Origin of the sequence: Paenibacillus sp. JJ-100, assembly GCF_948329825.1 — a bacterium.
Lineage (GTDB): Bacteria > Bacillota > Bacilli > Paenibacillales > Paenibacillaceae > Paenibacillus.
Map to the genome: position 1 here is coordinate 301,815 of NZ_CAOJCM010000003.1, position 21,601 is coordinate 323,415.

Sequence of the window (21,601 nt, forward strand, 5' to 3'; positions counted from 1 at the left end):
AATAGAAATAAGGGGTGACAGGTTTGCGTAAAGTCGGACTGGTTATGCGTAAAATTCAATTCACAGAGGCTCAGGGGCCGCGCGTGTTCGCGGATCGACTGAAGCAGATCGGGCTGGAATTGGGGGTGGACATCGTGTTCATCTCGCCGGAGCGTCATGTGAGCGGGTATGACTGGTTGCCAGGGTACGAACATGAGAAAGGTGACCTGGTGAACTATGATATCGTGCTGGATCAGATCTATAGCCAAAATATCGAGCATGTGATTTATACGGTATCGGGATTTACATTTTTGAAGATGTTTTTGCCGAAAAGCGTCCTGTTTCCCCACAGTTTCCCTGACCCGGCACTGACGGGGTATGAGATGATGAAGCCATTCTATGCGATGGTGGATAAAGCGATTGTGCAGACGGAGTTTTTGAAAAGAGAGCTGGGGCGCAATTTCGGTGTGCATGACGTCAACGTCATTCCAATTGGCTTCAATGAAGAGCTGGCGCACCGCCATTATGACCCAAATCAGGTCGTGCATAATCGCGTGCTCTGGATCGGGCGGGATGAGGCGAACCGCCGCCCTGATTTGGTGTTGGAGTATGCGCGGCAGAACCCGGACAAAGAAGTGTACATGGTGTTTGGCGGTGTACGTTACCAAGAAAGTATGAAGAAATACGATATCCCGGATAACGTAAAACTGAAGTTTGCACTCACTCAGGATGAGGTGTTTACGCTGATGAACACAGCGAAGGTGTACTGGAGCTGTTCGGCATTTGATACCTTTGCGATGCCGCTGACGGAGGCGATGGCGATGGGGAAAATGGTCGTGAAGCCTGAGCACGCCTGCTACGGTCACATTAGATCCACGCATGCTTTTGCCGGCAATGAGGATAACTGGTTTGAACTGGTGAACATGGCTGCGGCTGCGCCGCGCAGTGTATCGGAGGACAACCGCGAGTATGCGTTTGGTGCCTTTTCGCGAACGATTATGAAGGAAGGGTATCGGAACTTTTTTGCAGACTGGTTAAAATAAGAGATAGAGCACAAGGTTATTGAACTTTCCAGTTGTGAGGAGGAGGACGTTATCGAAGAACTCATTCTTTGGACGATCGGTATGTGGGCCGTGCAGCTGCTGATTGAATGGATAATCTATCGGGTGCAGGGACGCCGGATGACGTGGATACAATCCATTTTGCCCTGTCTGACGTTGCTCGGTGGAGCAATTATTATCATGATCAGCATCGATATTGGTGGATGGAGGGGTCTGGGGTATGGGTTGCTTGGTTTTATACTGGGAACCTCGGGACTTTTGACATTGGTCACGGTTGCCATTACAGCTCTAGTGCTTCGGCGGCGAGGAAGGAACGTGTGATGAAGAGTATATTGATGGAGCATTGGTCTGCTGAACAGCGTGAGCTGCCAGGCATGAATTGCATTGCTTTTGCTAATGGAGACATCATCATTTTAGATATTCGAAAGATTTACGACCCTAACAACAATGAGCATAAGATGTACTGTACTCCCCTGTGCGATACAACGATCGATAGTGTTGAAAAATATAACCATGATTGCTGGACGATGGTGGACGTATGGGCAAGTGTGGATTTTCGAGGCGGGAAAATCGTTGGCGGGGACGGGCAAATGGGGAATGAAGGTTTCATTGCCTGTGTAGATCATGAGGATCAATTAGTCTGGGCTATCTTTCTGGAGGACACCAATCCAATCAAAAAATTAAGTGTAAACGATAACAAGTTAATAGCGATCAATGAACATGAGGATCTGAGAATGGAGATGGATCTGCAGAATGTAGTAGATATCAAGATGACCTGTCTGGATTAAGTATCCCTTTTGGGAGAGGGAATCGGAGGCATATCAAGGGTATCATATACTGGCCTGGAATGGTTGTATGAAGACCGGAGAAACAGGCACATGACATGGAACATAGGCGCTTTAGACGGTTGCAGAGATGAAATGGTCTGTGATATATTGGAAGTACTTATGACAAAGGGAGGTGAAGACAGGTGAATCACGAGATGCTTAACAACCGTATTAGCCAGCTGCCGATTGCTATGGCTGGCATTGTTCACACTTTTCCGAACAACGGGAGAAGTCTGTCCAATTTTGAATATACGGAAGTTAACATGTACGAGAAGATGCCTGCCTTGACCTCATTCGGACGATAAGCATATTTGCTTGAATTCTGAAGAGCCGCGGAGCTAACCTCCTGCGGCTCTTTTTGTGTTGCGGTTAGGCTCTTCCACACCATAGGAGGAACCTTATTATGATGATAATTAGCGCACAACAGTTGAAACAATATCACGGAGCACATCTGGTGCTGGACGGCATTACTTTCGAAATTATGGAAGGGGATAAAGTTGCCCTGATTGGCCGTAATGGAAGCGGAAAAACAACTTTAATGCGTTTGATGGCTCGGTTAAGCCAGCCGGACGAAGGCCAGTTAATGCTGAAAAAGGATACACGCGTCGGTTACGTTGCTCAAGTGCCAGAAGGATTGGATGACCATACGGTGCTGGATGTACTGGGCCTGGGGTTCCGGGAGCTGATCGCTTGCCGTACACAGATGAAGGACTTGGAGCAGCAGATGTCCGACCCGGCCTGCGCAGCAGATCCCGCCCAGCTGGAGCGGTTGCTGAAACGATATGCAGCTCTACAGGAGCGGTTTGAACGTGAAGGTGGCTATGAGATGGATGCGCGGATTGACCAAGTCGCGGACGGACTAGATATATCCAAAGCACATTACAGCTGGCGTTTCGGTTCCCTTTCGGGCGGGGAACAGACTCGGGTTGTGCTGGCTTCACAGCTCATTATGAGTCCGGATCTGCTGTTGCTGGATGAGCCAACCAACCATCTGGATCTGGAGCGGGTGGAGTGGCTGGAAGGCTTTTTGCGCGAGTATTCCGGAACCGTTATTCTGATCTCGCATGACCGCTATTTCCTGGATCGAGTTGTGACGCGCACGCTGGAGCTGGAAGATGGTGAGGCACAGACCGCTGCGGGTGGGTACACCGAATATATGAAGGTGAAGGAACAGCGGCTGTTTCAGCAGTTTGAAGAGTTCAAAGAGCAGCAGAAGGTTATCAAAAAGATGAAGGAAACGATTCGTCAGCTTGAGGAATGGGGACGTGTTGGCGGTAATGAAAAGTTTTTTCGCCGCGCAGCTTCCATGCGCAAAGCGCTGGAGCGAATGGAGCAGGTGAAGCGGCCTGTGCTGGAGCGTCGCCATGCGGATTTTGATGTGCGTCCGACCGATCGGACAGGTAAACGTGTGGCGGTGCTGGAAGAGGTGGAGAAACGATACGGGGATCGAGCTATTTTACAAGGGGTATCGGCTTTGCTCGAGTACGGGGACAAAACGGCCTTAATCGGCCGTAACGGCTCTGGTAAAACAACACTGTTCAAGCTGTTGCTGGGTGAAGAACAGCCGGATGCAGGTAAACTGGAATGGGGCGCACGTGTAGATGTAGGATATCTGGCTCAGCAGGAGGAACCTGTGAATCCCAAGCTAAATGTGCTCGATTACTTCCGTCAGGAAGCAGGTGTGGAGGAAGGAGAGGCCCGTGGCATTTTGGCACGATATCTGTTCTATGGCGCCGATGTTTTCCGTTCAGTAGGACAGCTGTCTGGCGGGGAGTGGACTCGTCTAAGGCTGGCAATGCTGGTACAACGCAAACCGAATGTACTGCTACTGGATGAACCGACCAACCATCTGGATATTGCTTCGAGAGAGGCGCTGGAGGATTCACTGGCTGATTTTGAAGGCACCGTGCTTGCCATTTCACATGATCGATATTTTGTGAATCGTCTGGCTTCTCGTGTCTGGGAACTGGAGAATGGACAACTGACCGCATATCTTGGGGATTACGAAGCGTATCGGGAGAAAAAGCTTGATTTGCAGGCTCGGGCAGCGAAGGAAGTATCGCGAGATTCGAAGGCAAGTGAAGTGGGGAACAGATCAAAGACCGGAAGAAGAACAGATGAAAACGGAAATAGTAGAAAGATTGATAAATCCGGAGGAAGTGGAGAGAGTGTGTTGGAGTTGGAGCAGTCGATAGCGCGCATGGAATCTCGGATTCAGGAGCTTGATCAACAGCTTGAAGCGTTAGCTGAAGATTCGGCGGCTCTGGAGCAGACCTGGAATGAACGCGAGCGGTTATCCGCGGCATATGATGAGCTACTGGTCCAATGGGCTGAGATGTGAAAGCTGAATTACATCCATTACAACTGAATGTTCAACGATTGCACGTAACAAGTATGAGGTAGGGTAACTAGAGCCAGAGAAACAGAACAGGACAAAAAGGACTGTGTCACGCTTGATGTGCATGTGTGTGCATATCATCGACGTGAGACAGTCCCTTTTTATGATTTATTTCGAGCGCTGCTCTTGCTCAGATTGCATGTAAGTGTGTCCAGTGGATTCTAAAACAACAATGTTTGTTTTTACATGTCATCGTGAATAGTGTAACTTTTTTCCTCCTCATGCGTTTAATACGTTTATGTATATTGAAACAGCTCAACTACGAGCTCGCACATAGGGAGGGAATCACCATCTATTATTCTTTAATGTATCACCGTTGGTCGGAGGATAAACAGGCAGAGACGGGTATGCTTGAGCAGGTTTCGGTTACGCGGGATGAACTGTTCATGCGCAAGCTGGTGGATGCTACCCTGATGAAGAACAAGCTATGGGCCCATCTATCCAATGAGTGTCAGGATCGGCGTGAGCATGCTATTTATGTAACAGCGTATGACCAGCAAATGCCGGAAGGGCATGGTGCTGCTATTGCGGATGCAGCGCTGGGTATGTGCAAAATGTCTTCCATGTACAGTCCGGAATATATGCAGTGGAATGGACGTTCCTTTGAGGAGCTGGAGCTTGCAGAATCCTCTGGTTACACGATGGAGCTGGCTGAACAGCTCTTGGATCACTATATGGTGCGCGAAGGCAAGACGTACGAGATTTTGTATTCCGTACTGGATACGGATCGGAAGAAAGTCATGTTTTTTATGAAAGAGGTGGATCTGTAATGAAGGAAGAGGACGTGCGAAAGCTCTCATCCTTGCAGGAATCTCCAAGTGACAAGTTGGATAACAAACTCTCATCAGGGAGACCAGGCTCTAAAACCAAGCTGGTTGCATTTTCTCTGATGTTGGCCGTGCCTGCGGTACTTGCGGGATGTGGCAGCAGTGATGAGTGTGACCCTAATTATGATAACGGATGCGAATATGATTCCAGTAGTGGTCATTACTATTATGGAGGATCGTCGTATCGAGGAAGCAAAGATGGCAGCAGCTCTTATAAAAGCTCATCTAAATCGAAATCGAGCGGATTCGGCAGCTTTTTCCGAAGTTCGGGAGGTTAATGACATCATGAAGCAGGTAAGTATTCTCCGCATCAGCAGCATCTGGGGGAGGTTGGCAGAGTGAGGGAAGTCTATGCGATGCCTTTCAGTCACGAGGATATTTTCTCAGGAGAGGCTGGAGAGAAGATTCCATATCACCGCATGTACGGGAAACAGTATTGTGTGCCCGCACTGACGGTGTATACACCGGAAGAAGTGGAGGAGCTGCGTGTTGCGGCAGAGACAATCGATGCCATTTACATTAAAGTGATGCGTTTTATCCAGCGATATATGCCGGATTCGTTTCTGGAGCATCCTCTAGGCATAGATCCTGGGCTGATTCCAGCAGCACGCATGGAGGCTGTTACAGGTGGAATCACTCGTCAGGACTGGATTATTGGTGAAGCTGGTTTGAAGTGTATAGAAAATAATACGGATACACCGACAGGTATTCCTGAATCGGCAGCACTGGAGAGCATTCTGATTGGACGAACAGGAGATCAGGCTTGGTCTGCACCTTCTGCGGATATGGACGCACGTATTGAGGATTGCTTCCGCTCCTGGTTAACCTTCTATGCCGAACAAGGGCTGGAGGGCCCGGTTACGTTCACCTCATATGGCGAACATGTTGAAGATCGAACCAACACGGCCTATCTGATGGAACGCTGCCGTGAAGCCGGATATGAGGTATGGTATGCTCCGCTGGAGGAGCTTGAGATAGTACCGGGCGAAGCGCTATATCATCAGGGTCGCGAGATCCGATTGTTGTATCGGCTATATCCCTTGGAATATCTGATCGGTGATCGGGACGAAACGACTGGAGTGGATATCGGCGCTGCTCTGATTGAGCTAGTGTACAATGGGCAGCTGGGTCTGATGAATCCTGTACAGCATGTGCTAATGCAGAGTAAAGGCTTCATGGCTGCGATCTGGTCACTGTACGAACGGAATGAACAGACTCCAGAGTACTGCGGGTTTACGCTTTTTAATGAAGCGGAGATGGAAGTCATTTCACGTTATCTGCTGCCAACCTACTTCACCGCGGAGCCGTTTGAGCAGAGCAATGTACCTTACGTAGCCAAAAGCTATTGGGGTCGCGAAGGTCGTGGAACACTCTTGCTGGATAAATCAGAAGCTCAAGAGACGTTGGATGTGAATGCAGATAGAGTGACAATTACGGAAATACAGTCAGATGCTGTTTCTCATTGGAAAAAGGAGCTGGAGTCAGACGACAAAGGTGACAGACCCGCAGTTCTGAATAAAGATGATGACGAAGACGACGATGAAGACGTTACGTCCTACTACGAAAATCAGCCTAAAATATATCAGCAGCTCGTCCCGATGGAACAGGCTGTGATTCAGACAGAGGATGGCGAGTACAGTGGTTATTTGCTGACGGGTGTATTTGTGATTGGTGGACGTTTTGCCGGAATGCTGCCTCGGGTTGGAGAGAGAGTAACCGGAGATATGGCGTATTATTGCGCCGCTGCTGTACGTGAACCGATGAATGATGAGGAGGAGAAGAAATGGGAAATCTAGGAATCAACCTAGTGAATGTAGCAGTGGGGATTGGCATTCTATTAGTCGTATTAATTGTAGGGTATTTTGCATTTAGCAAACTGACCCGGTATAACGATAGTGAGGAAATGGCCAAAGGTAACGAGGCCGCAGGTATGTACATGGGCAGCAAGCTGCTGGGTCTATGCATTATTGTAGGGATGGTATCCTTCTCAACACATGCATGGCTGGATATGCTGCTGTGGTCGGCAGTGGGTATCATTATTCTGTGTCTGGTCTATATTATATTTGATTTCCTGACTCCAAAAATACGGGTATGTGACGAAATTGCACGAGGTAATATGGCGGTGGCACAGGTGCTTCGTTCTGTCATCATCGGAGTGTCCATCGTCATTGGTACGTTTTTGATGTAAAATGAACTCTGACGTTATGAATCATTACGAACACATCTTATACGGACAAAGGAGCGCGGCAGCATGAGAAGAGTCATCATTGATACGGATACAGCAGGAGACGACACGATTGCGATCCTGACAGCACTGCATCATTTTCAGGTGGAAGGTATTACGATTACAGGGGGGAACGTGCAGTTCGACCAAGAGGTTGAAAATGCACTGTACACCGTGCAAGTTGCCGGACACGGCGGCAAGGTTCCGGTATACAAGGGTTGCGAACGTCCACTGATGGCTTATGGTCAAGCTCAGCACCGTACAGTAGAAGACGTGCATGGCGATGACGGCATGGGTGGCGCGCATTTCCCTAAGGCGGATCAGCGTCCCGAGAGCGGGCATGCGGTGGATTTTATTATCGAAAAGGTGCACGCATATCCAGGCGAGATTGAACTGCTGGCGATTGCGCCGCTGACCAATATTGCGATGGCCATTCAGAAAGATCCAACGATCATCCCTGAGATAGCACACCTGTATATTATGGGCGGAACGAACAATGCACTGGGTAATATCACTCCAGCTGCAGAGTATAACTTCTATGTCGATCCGGAAGCGGCCAAAATTGTACTGCACGCAGGTATTCCGATTACGATGGTTGGCTGGGAGATGTGCACGCAATACTCGGTTATGGACGATAATGATCATGCCGAGATTGCAGCGCTAGGCACCTCGGGTGCAGACTTTTTCACAGCGATCAACAAGGTGGTTATGCAATTCAACAAGTCGGTACATAAATTGAACGGAACCACGCATCCCGATACCTTGTTAATGGCGGTGGCTGCAGATGAGTCACTGATGACCAAGTCTGGCCATTATTATGTCGATGTGGAAGCGGCAGGGGAGCTAACACGCGGATACAGTGTGGTGGATATCAACGGACGGTTTGGCAAAGAGCCGAATGTACGTGTATGTGAGGCGATTGATCGTCCAAAATTCAAATCCATGCTGCTAGATGTGTTGTCTGCAATTCAATAACTGGCTCTGCATCATCGTAACGGAAACCGAAAAGCAAGTGCTCGGTACTTGACAAATGAAGACTAATTTCAAACATTTCAGAAAAAAAGAATCGAATCCGCACCTTGAATCAGGTGTGGATTTTTATTTTGCCTAATTTTAACCAAACTACTTCATCTGTCGTAGTAACTGTGCTATACTCAAACTACTACGACAGATGAAGTAAAGAGGAGGAAAATCTTTTGTGATCAGCAGTGACGTAATACGTGGTTATAATGATACGCTGATCCTCTATATGCTGCTTGAAGGAGAATCATACGGATATGAAATCTCCAAGAACATTCGGCAGCTAACAGATGAAAAGTATGTCATGAAGGAGACTACGCTCTATTCAGCCTTCACCCGATTGGAGAAAAACGGTTATATTGAATCCTTTTATCAGGATGAAAGTAGTCTGGGCAAACGACGCACATATTACCGAATCACACCAGCTGGCCTAGACTATTACAGGGAAAAATGCGAGGAATGGAAGGTTACACAAGAGGTCGTTAATCTGTTTATCAGGGAGCTGTGATCGGATATGGAGACAATTATGGTGTATTTGGACAATATGTTTGCGGGATTGCCGAGAAGTCCTGAGGTGGAGCGGATGAAGCAGGAGCTTCTTTCGGGTATGGAGGATAAGTATCTGGAGTTAAAACAGCAGGGTAGATCGGAGAATGAGGCGGTTGGCATCGTGATCTCCGAATTCGGTAATATTGAGGAGCTGATGGCGGAGCTTGGCATTCAGCCTGAGGAAGCCGAGGAGACACTTCCGGTGCTAACGGAAGAAGAGGTACAGGCTTATATCGAGGCCAAACGAAGTGCGGGTTTTTGGACAGGGCTGGGGGTGTGGCTCTCTTCCATAGGCATAGCCTTCCTCATTTTAATGAATACGTTGTTCGAGAGTATGGGTGTTTCATCCGATGAAGGTACGGTCGGTATTGGCTCTGTGCTGGGCATAAGCGGCATGTTTATACTAGTGGCTGTTGCCGTGGGCATGTTTATCTATAGCGGTATGAAGTTAGGGCGATTCGATTATATGGAGGAAGAGTTCAAGCTTCCCCGTTCCCTCCTCATGAGTATTCAACGGAGCAAGGCGAGCTTTGCTCTTACGTATCGGGTCGCTCTCATTACGGGTGTATGCCTCTGCATCCTGTCTCCTGTGTTCATTTTTGCTGGAGCCTATGTGAACGATACCTACGCAGCTTATGGTGTGTCCGCTCTATTGGCCATGGCAGGTACTGGTGTATTTTTGTTTGTCTATTACGGTAACATTCAAAGCTCTTATACAACGTTGCTAGAGGATCAGCACCTGAGTGAAGCTAAGAGAGAAGAGGTACGAGCGGTGCGAGCCGTCGAGGCTGTTGTTTGGCCGCTAGCTACGGCGATTTTTCTCTTCACGGGGTTCGTCTACCAACGCTGGGATATTAACTGGGCGATTTTCCCGATAGTCGGCATCCTCTCCGGAAGCTTTAGCAATGTATATCACATTATGAAAAATAAAAAGCCATCCTAACCTTTGCACTACATGACGTTTCGGAAAATAGCTAAAGTCTGTTGACCCGCCTAATGAAATCCGATAAGGCGGGTTTTATGCGTAAAATGTCCAAGAAACGCAGTTGTAAGTATGCGTTATGTCTTTAAAAACGAGCGAATGCCTGTGGTAACGAGGTCATGATCTTCCTCATCAGGCAGACCCGAAATCGTGATGGTGCCTACCTGTCCTTCCTCTTGTAAAATCAGCGGAAATGCTCCGCCAGCAAGTACATAATCAGAGTCAGGTAGATCGTAATCCTTCTCCAGTGTCTTGTTCTCATTTCTTAACCGCAGAGCCGTATGCCAGGAGCTGGAGCCGAAGTGGTTCACGACATTATTTTTGCGGCGAATCCAGTTCTCGTTATCCGGGTGTGTGCCTTCCATCGCATGGAGAAAGAGACGATGCCCCTTCAGCGAAATCTCAATGGTCACGGCTTGTGAGCGGTGCTTCGCCTCTTGAGTCAGATGCAAGCCGAGCTGCAGCGCTGTTTCAGAGTTGAACGTGTTCCATACCAGTTCCAGTTCTTCTTGCTGCATTTGCTCTAATCTTGCAGTGATATCGGGATTCATTGAATTCAAATGAAAGACATCTCCTTCGTTTATGTGATGAAGCTTACCTTCGACGCAAGAGAGCGTTGTACCTGCCTGAAATGAAGTGTCGAGTTTGCTAGATGTTAGAAGAGACCGAAGGCTGGCTCATTTGGAGACGTTATAACCACTGTGGTAAAGTAAGAGGAACGTCATGATGATTTTGATTTTTACATTGACATAAAGGACAGCTTAAGCAGGCAGGAGGGGTAAACCATGCTGTTTTATTTTATTGCTTTGCTAGTTACGCTCGTGGATCAGGGTACAAAGATTGCAGTTCGAATGTACATGGATGTCGGTGAGGTTATCCATCTTGGAGATTCAGGGATGCAGCTACAGCATTATGAAAATAGCGGTATGGCCGGAAGTATGTTTCAAGGCAATGCACGTTTATTCGGAGTGATCGCCGTGCTGTTTATTGTGGGGATGTTCTATTATCGGCGCAAAGGTGAGATACGTGGTTTCTGGATGCAGGCTGGGGCTGGTTTCATGGTTGGCGGGGCGCTGGGCAATGCTATTGATCGATTTATTTTTGCGAAGGTTACCGATTTCCTTGTGTTTCCAACGGGACGAGGCATATTAAACCTTGCAGATGTAGCGATTAACATCGGTGTGATTATGATCATCATCGGCATGTTAATCCGTACCTATCATCAGCATCGGGAAAAGCGTATGCGTAATGCATTGCCTAAAGGGTAACGTTGATGAATATAATCAATGATTATGAAGAATGTTCTGATGTATAGTTGCAAAAGAGCCGAATCAGAGGTTATTCTGTTCGGCTCTTTGTTGTGGCGACTTTTTTTAAAAATTTAGTTATATGATTTGAGTAGTTCTGCGTCAAGCGCAGCTAGTTTTGTGAAAGAGGTGGTCAATTCTTTTTGTAAGTGGAGCCTGGTCAGTATTGCCTCTTCGTTTGACAATGGAGCGAAATCTTCATTGATATATTTTTTATAAATAGCTGTGTTTAATTGAACGATTTCATTTGCAAGATTTAAGCTTTTTCCCAAATTATCCGTTACAACTATTTCAGGAGTAGAGTTGCTTTGCAAAAGAAGTTTTTCAAACATAGATATACTTGAATTAAAGTAGATAAAACCAGGAACATAATTAAGAGTGATAGGTTCTGTCATGTCCAGAGAGAAAGTTTCTTTTCCTTCAGGAGAGTTGAAAGGGATTAGATAGTTAGCATATTGAATCTGGTTCTGATTTAACTGTTCATAGCTCTTGTATAAAAACAGTAATTCTTCTTTACTAATCTTCTTTTTAGCTATAGCGTTCTCCAAAGTTGACAAGATTGAATCTGAAGTGGAAAGAATGCTGTTTTCATAATCTGACAGCACCTGACTGTATTGTTGATTTAAAAAGTCTTTTAGTTTTCCGTTACTTGAATTATAACTATAAACATTTGCAACTAGAGAGGCTACAAGAACAAGAGTTAAAATGATAATAAGATTTTTTTTGCTCATTTTTCTCATAAGATAAGGATCTCCTTAGAACAACAACTTTTGATGTACAACTGCATATACACTCTATCTTAATTGCAATATCCATTTTATTCAACTACTTGACAATATATGTATTCCGTAATACCCTTGTGTTGTAATTATGAAAAAATGGGAGGTATTGTTAAATGAAAATGATATTAAAGAATGTAACCTTGCTGTCTTTAATTATTACACTAGTCTTATCCTTTAATGGAGTTAGTAGCGCTTCGAGTGAGTCTATTATTGAAAAAGGGGAGATTGCCGAAAACACAATGTCTATCCCTGGATACATGGTTTCGAAAGAGAACATTCAAAGGGTCATAGGATCAGAAGAATATTTGAATTACATCGCTGAAGAGAAGTTAGTGCATCGGACTAAACTATTAATAGATAATCTAACGCTGGATGGCGATGCTGTACATATTAATGGGCTTGTTAGATACAATGGGGGAGTTATCCCACTTCAATTGGATGGTAAGTTGTATTCAAGTCGAGAGCAATCCGATGGTATTGAAAGTTATGTAGGAGACTTGAAAGAGAATAATGATAGCTTTAAAGTTTTACATTTCAAGATAAAAACCAATGATAAGGCCGATACAAGTCTTATTTCTACAGATTTACGGAATACAGCCAATATTAAATTATATCTACAAGATAAAAAAGGCGATATGTTCTACTTTGAAGAGAAGTTGAATCATTTAAATATGGATACTTCTAAAATTACTACAGATGGATCATATGTAGACAGCCTTTTGGATGGCAACTGGTTTGAACAAATTCTTGCGCCTGCTGAGTCATATAAAATTACTAACGAGGAGATTAGCCCTTCTTCAACTCATTCCTACATTAAATCGTGTTCCACTGTTTACTACTCTAAAGTCCCATTTGGTTTAGACGTAGCAGAATTTTATTTCTGTCCTAAAGTGGAGGGTGATATCGTTGATGTTGGTTCATCAGCTAGTGCTAACTGGACGTCCAGACTAACAGTTGCAGAACATGTAAGAGTGAATGGAACTACAACAACAGGTATTGAGCAACGTTATAAAATAGGCGGAGTGACAAGTGGAGGAACTCAAACTCTCGGAACTATCGCAGCGGGTCAGAATACAAAAATAACTTCTAGATTAATCGGTGGGGTATATAAAAAATCTAGTTCAGAAGTTAAAGTTAACTGGCCAGTTATTGTAGGATATTTCACAAAAAGTGTACCTTACTATGCTGCTGGAAAATCAGCATATGATGTACTTACAAGTATCTCGTATAATACAACCACTACAAACGTAAGTAATAATACTTATGAGAATGTAATTGGTAATGCGAGTGGCTACTCTTATAAAATTGATAAATCTGGATATCTATACGATGCTAGTCACTATCTTGATTTAGGTCTTTTCGTTTCCACTTGGAGATCTCAAGAAACCAAAAACGAAAGTACTACAGCTTATATTAATTGGAAATTTGATGTTAGTTTCCTAGGTTCAAAAGTGGAGACATTAGATTGGAAAATTCCAGTTAACTACAAGGTCAACGTTAACTAGTATGATTCACTAGTATTAAAATGATATTTCATAAATTGTTGTGTCAGCTCAAACCTAAAACCATTTAATTATGTTTAGCAGGTGAAAGAGTTTATTAGAAAGAGAGAGAGAAGTGAGCAGCGCTCCGCTTCTCTCTCTTTTCTGTTCTTACTTAAGGAGAAAGGTTAAATCCATTGATTACCAAACAAAACTGTGTTATTTTGAATTCGTTAATTTAATCGATAAACAAAGTGGATCAGGGTGTAGAGAGGATAACACTGTACGACTTAATTTTATGCAAGCGCTTTAATGAAATCGCAGTAGAATAACACAGACGAACCCGGCATCAAATGTACCCCGTCATCCATAATACGGGCATGAGGTGGTGGTTTCTTTTACATGCAGACAGAGGGAGGGACTTCAGACGTTGCAGCGGAAAACAAGACATTTCAACTCACTTCGCAATCAGATCTTCGTTGGTTTTGTAATGGTCATGCTCATTGTTTTGCTACTCGCAGGCATTACGGCTTATGACCGTGTAGCGGATTTGCTGAAGAGCAATGCCGAAAAGCACATTCATCAGACTGCGGTCCAGGCCAGCGGCAGACTGGATGCCTTGATTGCTCAGGTGAATTCGTTAACTGCTCAGGTCGCAGATGATGCTTATGTGCAGCGGTTGCTGAACGAGGAGAAGCAGGGGCGAAAGGCAACTTTTCATCAGCGGCAGGCGCTGCTACAGATCGCGGGCAGTTACCAATCCTTCATTAATGGTGCGCAGAGCATGGAGATCTACACTACCGACTACAGTCGTATTTTCCCGATGGATGATCGTTCCTTAAGCCACCGGCTGGAGCGGAACTGGATTGTGAGAGCAGATGAGGGCAAAGGGCGACTAGTATGGGCTGGTTCAGATCCCGATGATCCGAGCATACTTCTGGCCATTCGGCGGATCAGCCTACTTGATCGTTCCTTTGAGCATGGAGGATACGTGGTTGTACGTATGCAGCGCAGTTTTTTTCAACTGAATGATTCGGATGGAACAGATGGCTCACAGGATTCGATCATGCTGCTGGACGGGGGCGGTGAAGTTGTAACCTCTAATCTGGATGTTCAGCTTGATCCTCAAGCCGTGATGGATAGTGAATCCGTAGTTCAGAACGGGAAAGAGTCTTATATCGTGGTGAAACAGCGATCGGAGTTAACCGGCTGGACACTGGCTGTACTGACACCGCTTCGAGAAACCACGGAAGGCGTGTCGATCCTGAGAACAGCTCTAATTGTATCGGGCATCATCGGCGTCATCCTTTTTCTAGTCATGTCCTTCTTCCTCTCTACGATGATTACTCGTCCGCTGATTCGGCTGATGCGAGCGATGCGTGGGGCAGAACCCGGTGCAATGAGGCCTAACCTCATGGTTAGCTCCACTTTAGAGATCAATGAACTGAATGATGTATATAACCAGATGGTCTACAGGCAGAATGAGCTGACGCAGGTGGTACATGAGAAAGAGGTTATGCAATCCCGGGCTGAGATGAAGGCGTTACAATCCCAGATTAACCCTCATTTTTTGTTCAATACATTAGAAGCATTCTACTGGTCGTTGGAGGAAAAAGGAGAGGAGGAGATGGCGCGAATGGTGATCGCGATGTCTCGGTTATTTCGTTACATTATCTCCAGCCCGCATCAGGATGAATGGGTGACAATGGCAGACGAGCTTGAACATGTAGAGCGGTATCTCAATATTATGCAGATGAGGCTCGGAGACAGGATGCAGTGGGAGATTAAGTTAAACGAGGAACTGCGTGGTGTACCAATGCCTAAGCTGCTCATTCAGCCGCTTGTGGAGAATGCTGTTTTGTATGGTATTGAGAGCACCTTAAAACCCGGAAGGGTCGAAATAAGCGTATCTCCATCCTCTATCACAGGTCTGGTGTGTGTGGAGGTATGGGATAACGGGCCAGGCATCAATGGGGAACGTCTGCAAGACATCAGGCATGCCCTAAACGGTGGTGAGCCGGTATCTCCAGGCCGAGGAGTTGGTGTAGGGTTGATCAATGTACATCAACGACTCCAGCTTTATTTTGGTAGTCGGCTTGGTGAACATGCCAGAATTACTGTTGAGAGCGAGGCTGGAGCAGGAACGGTGGTTCGATTCGAAATTCCGAGGGGAACGGAGGATGCGTATGATTCATGAAAAAACAATTCTGATTGTAGACGACGAACCGCGTACAAGAGAAGGGATACGCAAAACGCTGGAAGCATGGTCTGCCGGGAGGAACCGGATACAGACGGCAGCAAGTGGTGTGGAGGCCAGGGACTGGCTTGCAGGCCAGTCCGCTGATCTGCTGATTACAGATGTGCGCATGCCAGAGTTTTCTGGCTTGTCTCTGGTGGAGGCTATTCAGCATTTTCCGAGCAAACCTGCGGTACTGATTATGTCAGGGTATGCAGACTTCAACTATGCCCAGCAGGCCATTAAACTTGGGGTCGTGGAGTACTTGCTGAAACCTATTGATAAAGAGCAACTGCTACAAACGGTACAGAAGGCTCTTCATATTCATGAACAGCAGCGGCGCATTCAAGCGATGCAGGATATTGTTGACCCGAAGCTCGTGGATATCCGGGAGCGGAGAGAGCAGCAGGACAGTACACCAATTGGAGAAGCTCTGGCATATATTGAGACGCACCTGGGGGAATCGATAACCATGCGTGAGCTTGCCGATTCCCTGCACCTGAACTCCAGTTATTTCAGTGTGTTGTTCAAAGAACAGGTTGGGCTGAATTTCAGCGAGTATCTCATGCGTAAACGGGTACAAAGGGCAAAGGAATTACTGGTGCAGACGAATTTGCCGATCTCTGAAGTTGCTGAGAGAGTAGGCTACCAGACGGACAAATATTTTATCAAAGTATTCAAAAGCCTGGAGAACATCAGCCCGAGCAAATATCGCCATGCCGTAAGTGATAAGAGTTAATCACTTGGTTTAAGGAGAATTCGCTCGCCTGACAATGCAGGGGGAGAATACTCAAAATAGTGGAGTTTTACCAAATCATCCTATCCTTATAGGGTGATCGCACCCATGCTACAATTTTATTAAAGCGGTTACAATAACCGAATTCCACTATTGGGGGTTGGGAATATGAAGAAAAAGACACTGGCTATGCTTCTGTCATGGACGCTCATTTTGGCAGTCATTTTGTCTGGATGCAACAATGCAGGTTCCGGTGCGGGCAACGATTCCGGTAGTAATGCAGGCGGCGGTGACAGTGGGGGGGATGGCAAGGTAACTTTGAAATTCATGCATCTCTGGCCAGCTGGCAGCTCGGCACAACAGAACAAGCTGGTCAACGATATTATCCAGCAGTATCAAACCGATAACCCAAATGTGACGATCAAGCAGGAAGTGCTGGAAAATGAACAATACAAAAACAAACTGAAAATTCTATCTGCTTCCAACGAACTTCCTGATGTTGGTGTAACTTGGGCTGCGGGTTTCCTGGAGCCTTATGTGAAGGGTAATCTGTTTGCACCAGTTGATGAGCTGTTGAACGGATCTCTTGGCGAGAAGTTTATCGCTGGAACAACGGAGGCTTATGCGATAGACGGCAAGACATATGCGTTGCCGATTGAGCTGAACATTTCCCCGATCTATTACAACAAAGCGATTTTTGAGAAATATAATTTGCAGCCGCCAGCGACCTATGATGAATTCCTGAACGTGGTAAAGACGCTGACCGATAACGGTGAGGTGCCAATTGCGTTAGGGAACAAGGACCGCTGGACGGGTTCACTCTGGTACATGTACTTGGCAAACCGTGTAGGCGGGGATGCATTGGAGAAAGCCATTAATGGCTCCGGCAAGTTCGATGATCCGGCACTGACACAGGCTGCAGCTGAAGTGCAGAAGTTGGTGGATATGAATGCGTTTAACAAAGGATTTAACGGCTTGTCCAATGACGAGGGCAAATCCGAATTCATGAATGAGAAAGCTGCGATGTACCTGATGGGAACGTGGGAACTGCCGAACTTTACAACGAACCCGGATATTCCACAGGAATTCAAGGATAAGGTTGGATTTTTCAAATTCCCGACAATTGACGGTGGACAAGGGGACATTAACAGCTGGGTAGGCGGACCGGGTGTAGGGCTGTTTGCGGCTCAGAACTCGAAAGTGAAGGATGAAGCACAGAAATTCATTCAATACTTTGTGGAAAAATGGGGCGAAAGCTCGGTGACCGAAGCAGGCGTCATTCCAGCAACCAAAGTGGATACGGGTGCTGTGCAGCTGCCACAGCTTTACATTGATCTGTTGAACGAGCTGAACCAGGCAAGCAGCCTGACCCTCTTTGCAGACGTGCAGATGAAACCGGCTGCGGCTCAGGCTCATCTGGACATGATTCAGGCGTTGTTTGGCAAAGCAGTGACTCCGGAAGACTTTGTGAAGAATCATCAGGCTGCCATCGACAAGGGGAACTAATTCCCCCTGAGGCGAATCATGATGGCAAGGGCGAGGAACACCTCACCTGTACCATCTGAATGTTTGAATGCTTGAAGGGAGGATTATGTCTTGGACAAAGTCATGTCGAACCGTCTGGTGGCTGCGCTGTACGTATTGCCTGCGCTGCTTCTGCTGCTGGTTCTGGTCTATATTCCGATTGTGCTTACTGGCTATTACGGATTGATGCAATGGGACGGGATCGGGGCCATGACGTTTATTGGTTTGGATAATTACGCTAGACTGCTTCAGGACAGTACGTTCTGGCAGAGTGCGAATCATACCTTTTTGCTGGCCGTGTTCTCTGCGCTGAGTCTCATTGGTTATCTGATGATTGCACTGGTGCTATCCGGCAAGATCAAGGGCGCGAATCTGTTTCGCAAAATATATCTGATTCCGATGCTGCTATCCTCGGTCGCTATCGCTCAATTGTGGCTGAAAATCTATCATCCCAGCAACGGGGTACTGAACAGCTTTTTGGAATCGATCGGCTTCAGCAATCCGCCAGCATGGCTGGCGGAGCCATCACTGGTGCTGTATGCACTGTTCGTGCCGATCCTGTGGCAGTATGCAGGTTTTTATATTCTGATCTATTATGCCGCACTCAAAAATATCCCGGAATCGCTCATTGAGGCGGCGCGCATTGACGGTGCAAACCCGTGGCAGATTGCATTCCGTATCAAACTGCCGCTCATTACGGAAGTGATCAAAGTGACCGTGGTACTGGCCGTGGTCGGATCACTCAAATATTTTGACCTCATTTATGTAATGACGGATGGCGGCCCAAATGGTGCGAGTGAAGTGATGGCCTCCTATATGTATCGTCAGGCATTTCGCAGTTTTGACTTTGGATACGGCAGTGCGGTAGGTTTCTTCCTGCTCATCATCTGCCTGGTCGTGACATGGCTGCTTCGCAAGGCAACGGCATCCAAAGATACGATTCAGTATTCCTGACGTGAATGTAAAAATGAAAGGAGGTCATTCCGTTGAAGATGGAACCGGCTGTTCGGCTGCCTGTGGGCCCGGAGACGGGACATCGATCTGTATGGGCGGGAAAGCTTGGATATGTCCTGCTGTACGTGCTTCTGTCTCTAGTCGCTGTGCTTCAAATCTTACCACTTGTCTGGCTGCTGTTATTTTCACTCAAAAATAATCAGGAAGTATTCGATATGGCTCCCTTTGCCCTCCCGGCTACGCCGCGTTGGGAGAACTATGTCAAAGTATGGACAGAAGGCAATATTAGCTTATATTTTTTCAACAGTGTATGGATTACAGTTGTTTCTGTGGTATTCACAGTGCTGTTCGCAAGTCTCGTCACCTTTGCAATCACACGAATGCGGTGGAAGGGACGTTCGCTGGTGCTGGGACTGTTCATGGTAGGACTGATGATCCCGGTGCATTCCACGCTGATTCCGCTGTTCAACCTGTTCTTGAAGTTGAATCTTACCGACCATCCGTTATCGGTCATTCTCTCTTACATTGCATTTAATATGCCGATCACGATTATGATCCTGCTCGGGTTCTATTATGCGCTTCCGAGAGAGGTGGAAGAGGCGGCAGTAATGGATGGCTGTTCTGTGAACCGAATCTTCTTTCGCATTGTGCTACCGATGACGGCTTCGGTTATTGCGACAACAGCGATCATTAACATGATCTATGACTGGAACGAGTTTATTTTCGTTAATACGTTCATCAGTTCCGATACGTACAAAACGCTGACCGTCGGAGTGCAGAACTTTATCGGACAGTACACCACGGATTGGGGCGCTATTGGCGCTACGCTGATGATCAGCATCTTGCCGATTCTCATTGCCTTTCTGGTACTGAGTGAACGAATTGTTGAAGGGATCGCAGCAGGTTCGGTTAAAGGATGATGATCTGCTCCAGTTTGTATAAGGTTAAAATGTAGTACAATACAGCCCCTTCCATTAGACACGTGGTAAGCGTGATGGGAGGGGTTAGTTATGTTGATGTATCTTCGCTATGTGCATGGCGAGGGAGTGAAGGGAAAGGATTTATGAAAACGTTAATCTACCTATTTCTGGAATTTGCAAAATACTTTCAATTATTTTCGTAAAACTACTGCATTTTCAAATCACCTGTGCTAACATACCCTATGAAATTAAGCCCACGTTGGAAAGGTGAGAAAATGACAGCAATATCCTCCACCAAAGAGTCCCTCCGTTCAGATGCCCAGGATTTGAAGCTAATTCGGCTGACCTGGCCTATATTCCTGGAACTCTTCTTGTTTATGTTGATGGGGAGCGTGGATACGCTCATGCTTAGCTCTGTATCGGATAATGCCGTCTCCGGGGTGGGCGCGGCCAACCAGATTATATCCATTGCCATTCTTGTACTTGAAGTCATTGGACACGGTGCTGCCATCGTTGTAGCCCAATATATCGGTTCGAAAAAGCTGACAGAAGCCGCACAGGTTACAGGTAATGCCATTACGCTTAACCTAGCCGTTGGATTGATCCTGAGTGTGATCTTCCTGGTGTTTGGCGGACATATGCTATCGCTTTTAAATATACAAGGTGAAATCTATGATTATGCTCGTTCGTATATGAGCATTGTCGGGGGCGCGATTTTCCTGCAGGCTCTCATTAATGCACTCGCTGCAACGATTCGTACATACGGTTACACTAAGGAAACCATGTATGTGTCCGTGTTTATGAACGTCATTCACGTTATTGGTAACTATGCCCTGATTTTTGGACATTTCGGCCTGCCGAAGCTGGGTGTGGAAGGGGCAGCGATCTCTACGGTCGGTAGCCGTTTCATCTGCTTGCTGATCTTCTTCTGGCTCTTGTATCGTGTGAGCGAAGTGCGCGTAGATTTTGAATACTACATCAAATTGTCCAAACAGTTTATTGGGAAAATTCTGCGCATCGGCATTCCATCTGCAATGGAATCCATGGTATATCACTCCTGCCAGCTCGTATTCACCCTGTACGTGACTTATCTGGGTGCAGAAGCTATGGCAACCAAGCAATATGCAGGTAACATTTCTAGTTATATTTATCTGTTCAGTATGGCGATTGGCATGGGAACGTCCATCATCGTTGGTCGTCTTGTGGGAGCGCGCCGCAAGGATGACGCGTACAAACGTGTATTTGATAGTGTGAAATGGGCCCTCCTGGCTACAGTTGCCATTGATGTGATCATTATCATTTTCCGCGTGCCGCTGATGGGCATTTTCACCGATAATCCCGAGATTATCCGATTAGGAGCTCAAGTGCTTCTGCTCAGTCTGGTGCTTGAGACCGGGCGTACGTGCAACATCGTCATCATTGGTTCTCTGCGTGCGGCAGGAGATGCCAAGTTCCCGGTATATATGGGGTTGATCTCCATGGTGTGCATGAGTCTGCCTCTCGGATATCTGCTGGTATTCCAGTTGAATCTGGGGCTGGCGGGTGTATGGCTTGCCATTGCGGCGGACGAGTGGACACGTGCGGTTATTATGTACTTCCGCTGGAAGAGCCGTGCGTGGGAGAAACATGAGTTGGTAGAGCATGATGAGGAAGAGGCCGGTGCACAGCCGGTTCCGGCAGTCTGATAGGCTGTCATATACCCGAGAAGCGGCCTCATCGTAGAGTTAAGTATAATCAGTCTTAAAGTTAAGCAGAGTCAGCCAAGGACAGGTATTGTCCTTGATCTGGCTCTTT

22 protein-coding genes are annotated in these 21,601 nt (G+C 46.6%); 20 read left to right on the forward strand and 2 right to left on the reverse strand.

Annotated features, from left to right (window positions below):
• Positions 1-23: 23 nt before the first annotated feature.
• The 12 genes from PQG66_RS14420 to PQG66_RS14475 all read left to right on the forward strand — a co-directional run bounded on the left by PQG66_RS14420 (position 24) and on the right by PQG66_RS14475 (position 9,828).
• Positions 24-1,022 carry a glycosyltransferase gene (locus PQG66_RS14420; RefSeq protein ID WP_272038425.1) on the forward strand — a complete coding sequence of 333 codons (999 nt, stop codon included), beginning with the start codon at positions 24-26 and terminating at the stop codon, positions 1,020-1,022.
• A gap of 81 nt (positions 1,023-1,103) precedes the next feature.
• On the forward strand, positions 1,104-1,361 hold the full coding sequence (locus PQG66_RS14425; protein WP_272038426.1) for a YesK family protein: 258 nt from the start codon (positions 1,104-1,106) through the stop codon (positions 1,359-1,361).
• Positions 1,361-1,828 carry a hypothetical protein gene (locus tag PQG66_RS14430; protein ID WP_272038427.1) on the forward strand — a complete coding sequence of 156 codons (468 nt, stop codon included), beginning with the start codon at positions 1,361-1,363 and terminating at the stop codon, positions 1,826-1,828. The genes PQG66_RS14425 and PQG66_RS14430 overlap by 1 nt, the downstream gene beginning before the upstream one ends.
• A gap of 182 nt (positions 1,829-2,010) precedes the next feature.
• Entirely contained in the window at positions 2,011-2,172 is a 162-nt protein-coding gene (locus tag PQG66_RS14435; RefSeq protein ID WP_272038428.1) for a hypothetical protein, read from the forward strand.
• Positions 2,173-2,270: 98 nt separating this feature from the next.
• A complete protein-coding gene (gene abc-f, locus PQG66_RS14440) occupies positions 2,271-4,208 on the forward strand; it encodes a ribosomal protection-like ABC-F family protein (RefSeq protein WP_272038429.1) in 1,938 nt (645 codons plus the stop codon).
• A 362-nt stretch (positions 4,209-4,570) separates the two neighbouring features.
• Positions 4,571-5,035: a hypothetical protein gene (locus PQG66_RS14445; RefSeq protein ID WP_272038430.1), complete on the forward strand. Its 465-nt coding sequence runs from the start codon at positions 4,571-4,573 to the stop codon at positions 5,033-5,035.
• Positions 5,035-5,370 (forward strand): hypothetical protein, encoded by a 336-nt coding sequence (locus PQG66_RS14450; protein WP_272038432.1) that lies wholly within the window; start codon positions 5,035-5,037, stop codon positions 5,368-5,370. The genes PQG66_RS14445 and PQG66_RS14450 overlap by 1 nt, the downstream gene beginning before the upstream one ends.
• A gap of 60 nt (positions 5,371-5,430) precedes the next feature.
• Positions 5,431-6,888: a glutathionylspermidine synthase family protein gene (locus PQG66_RS14455; protein ID WP_272038433.1), complete on the forward strand. Its 1,458-nt coding sequence runs from the start codon at positions 5,431-5,433 to the stop codon at positions 6,886-6,888.
• Positions 6,876-7,280 (forward strand): DUF350 domain-containing protein, encoded by a 405-nt coding sequence (locus PQG66_RS14460; RefSeq protein WP_272038434.1) that lies wholly within the window; start codon positions 6,876-6,878, stop codon positions 7,278-7,280. Before PQG66_RS14455 ends, PQG66_RS14460 begins: the two co-directional genes overlap by 13 nt.
• A 63-nt stretch (positions 7,281-7,343) precedes the next feature.
• Positions 7,344-8,291 (forward strand): nucleoside hydrolase, encoded by a 948-nt coding sequence (locus PQG66_RS14465; protein ID WP_272038435.1) that lies wholly within the window; start codon positions 7,344-7,346, stop codon positions 8,289-8,291.
• A 223-nt stretch (positions 8,292-8,514) separates the two neighbouring features.
• Positions 8,515-8,844 (forward strand): PadR family transcriptional regulator, encoded by a 330-nt coding sequence (locus PQG66_RS14470; RefSeq protein ID WP_272038436.1) that lies wholly within the window; start codon positions 8,515-8,517, stop codon positions 8,842-8,844.
• 6 nt (positions 8,845-8,850) lie between these two features.
• Positions 8,851-9,828, forward strand: coding sequence for a permease prefix domain 1-containing protein (locus tag PQG66_RS14475; RefSeq protein WP_272038437.1), 978 nt, complete (start codon positions 8,851-8,853; stop codon positions 9,826-9,828).
• Between the two features lie 116 nt (positions 9,829-9,944).
• Here PQG66_RS14475 and PQG66_RS14480 read toward each other — a convergent pair whose 3' ends face one another.
• Positions 9,945-10,418 carry a heme-degrading domain-containing protein gene (locus PQG66_RS14480; protein WP_272038722.1) on the reverse strand — a complete coding sequence of 158 codons (474 nt, stop codon included), beginning with the start codon at positions 10,416-10,418 and terminating at the stop codon, positions 9,945-9,947.
• Between the two features lie 234 nt (positions 10,419-10,652).
• Here PQG66_RS14480 and lspA point away from each other — a divergent pair, with 234 nt between their 5' ends.
• Positions 10,653-11,135: a signal peptidase II gene (gene lspA / locus PQG66_RS14485; RefSeq protein ID WP_272038439.1), complete on the forward strand. Its 483-nt coding sequence runs from the start codon at positions 10,653-10,655 to the stop codon at positions 11,133-11,135.
• Positions 11,136-11,248: 113 nt separating this feature from the next.
• On the opposite strand, the gene PQG66_RS14490 is transcribed toward lspA, so the two are convergent.
• The gene (locus tag PQG66_RS14490) at positions 11,249-11,914 is read right to left on the reverse strand and encodes a hypothetical protein (protein ID WP_272038440.1); all 666 of its coding nucleotides are present in this window, start codon (positions 11,912-11,914) and stop codon (positions 11,249-11,251) included.
• 155 nt (positions 11,915-12,069) lie between these two features.
• Here PQG66_RS14490 and PQG66_RS14495 point away from each other — a divergent pair, with 155 nt between their 5' ends.
• From PQG66_RS14495 to PQG66_RS14525, 7 genes are all read left to right on the forward strand, one after another.
• On the forward strand, positions 12,070-13,461 hold the full coding sequence (locus PQG66_RS14495) for a hypothetical protein (protein ID WP_272038441.1): 1,392 nt from the start codon (positions 12,070-12,072) through the stop codon (positions 13,459-13,461).
• A 406-nt stretch (positions 13,462-13,867) separates the two neighbouring features.
• Positions 13,868-15,634, forward strand: coding sequence for a cache domain-containing sensor histidine kinase (locus PQG66_RS14500; protein ID WP_272038442.1), 1,767 nt, complete (start codon positions 13,868-13,870; stop codon positions 15,632-15,634).
• Positions 15,624-16,412, forward strand: a complete 789-nt coding sequence (locus tag PQG66_RS14505) for a response regulator transcription factor (protein WP_272038723.1) — start codon at positions 15,624-15,626, stop codon at positions 16,410-16,412. Before PQG66_RS14500 ends, PQG66_RS14505 begins: the two co-directional genes overlap by 11 nt.
• 165 nt (positions 16,413-16,577) lie before the next feature.
• Entirely contained in the window at positions 16,578-17,915 is a 1,338-nt protein-coding gene (locus tag PQG66_RS14510; protein ID WP_272038443.1) for an extracellular solute-binding protein, read from the forward strand.
• 90 nt (positions 17,916-18,005) lie between these two features.
• The gene (locus PQG66_RS14515) at positions 18,006-18,887 is read left to right on the forward strand and encodes a carbohydrate ABC transporter permease (RefSeq protein WP_272038444.1); all 882 of its coding nucleotides are present in this window, start codon (positions 18,006-18,008) and stop codon (positions 18,885-18,887) included.
• Between the two features lie 38 nt (positions 18,888-18,925).
• Positions 18,926-19,807, forward strand: a complete 882-nt coding sequence (locus PQG66_RS14520; protein WP_272038724.1) for a carbohydrate ABC transporter permease — start codon at positions 18,926-18,928, stop codon at positions 19,805-19,807.
• Positions 19,808-20,082: 275 nt separating this feature from the next.
• Positions 20,083-21,492, forward strand: a complete 1,410-nt coding sequence (locus tag PQG66_RS14525) for an MATE family efflux transporter (protein ID WP_272038445.1) — start codon at positions 20,083-20,085, stop codon at positions 21,490-21,492.
• The last annotated feature ends 109 nt before the right edge of the window (positions 21,493-21,601 follow it).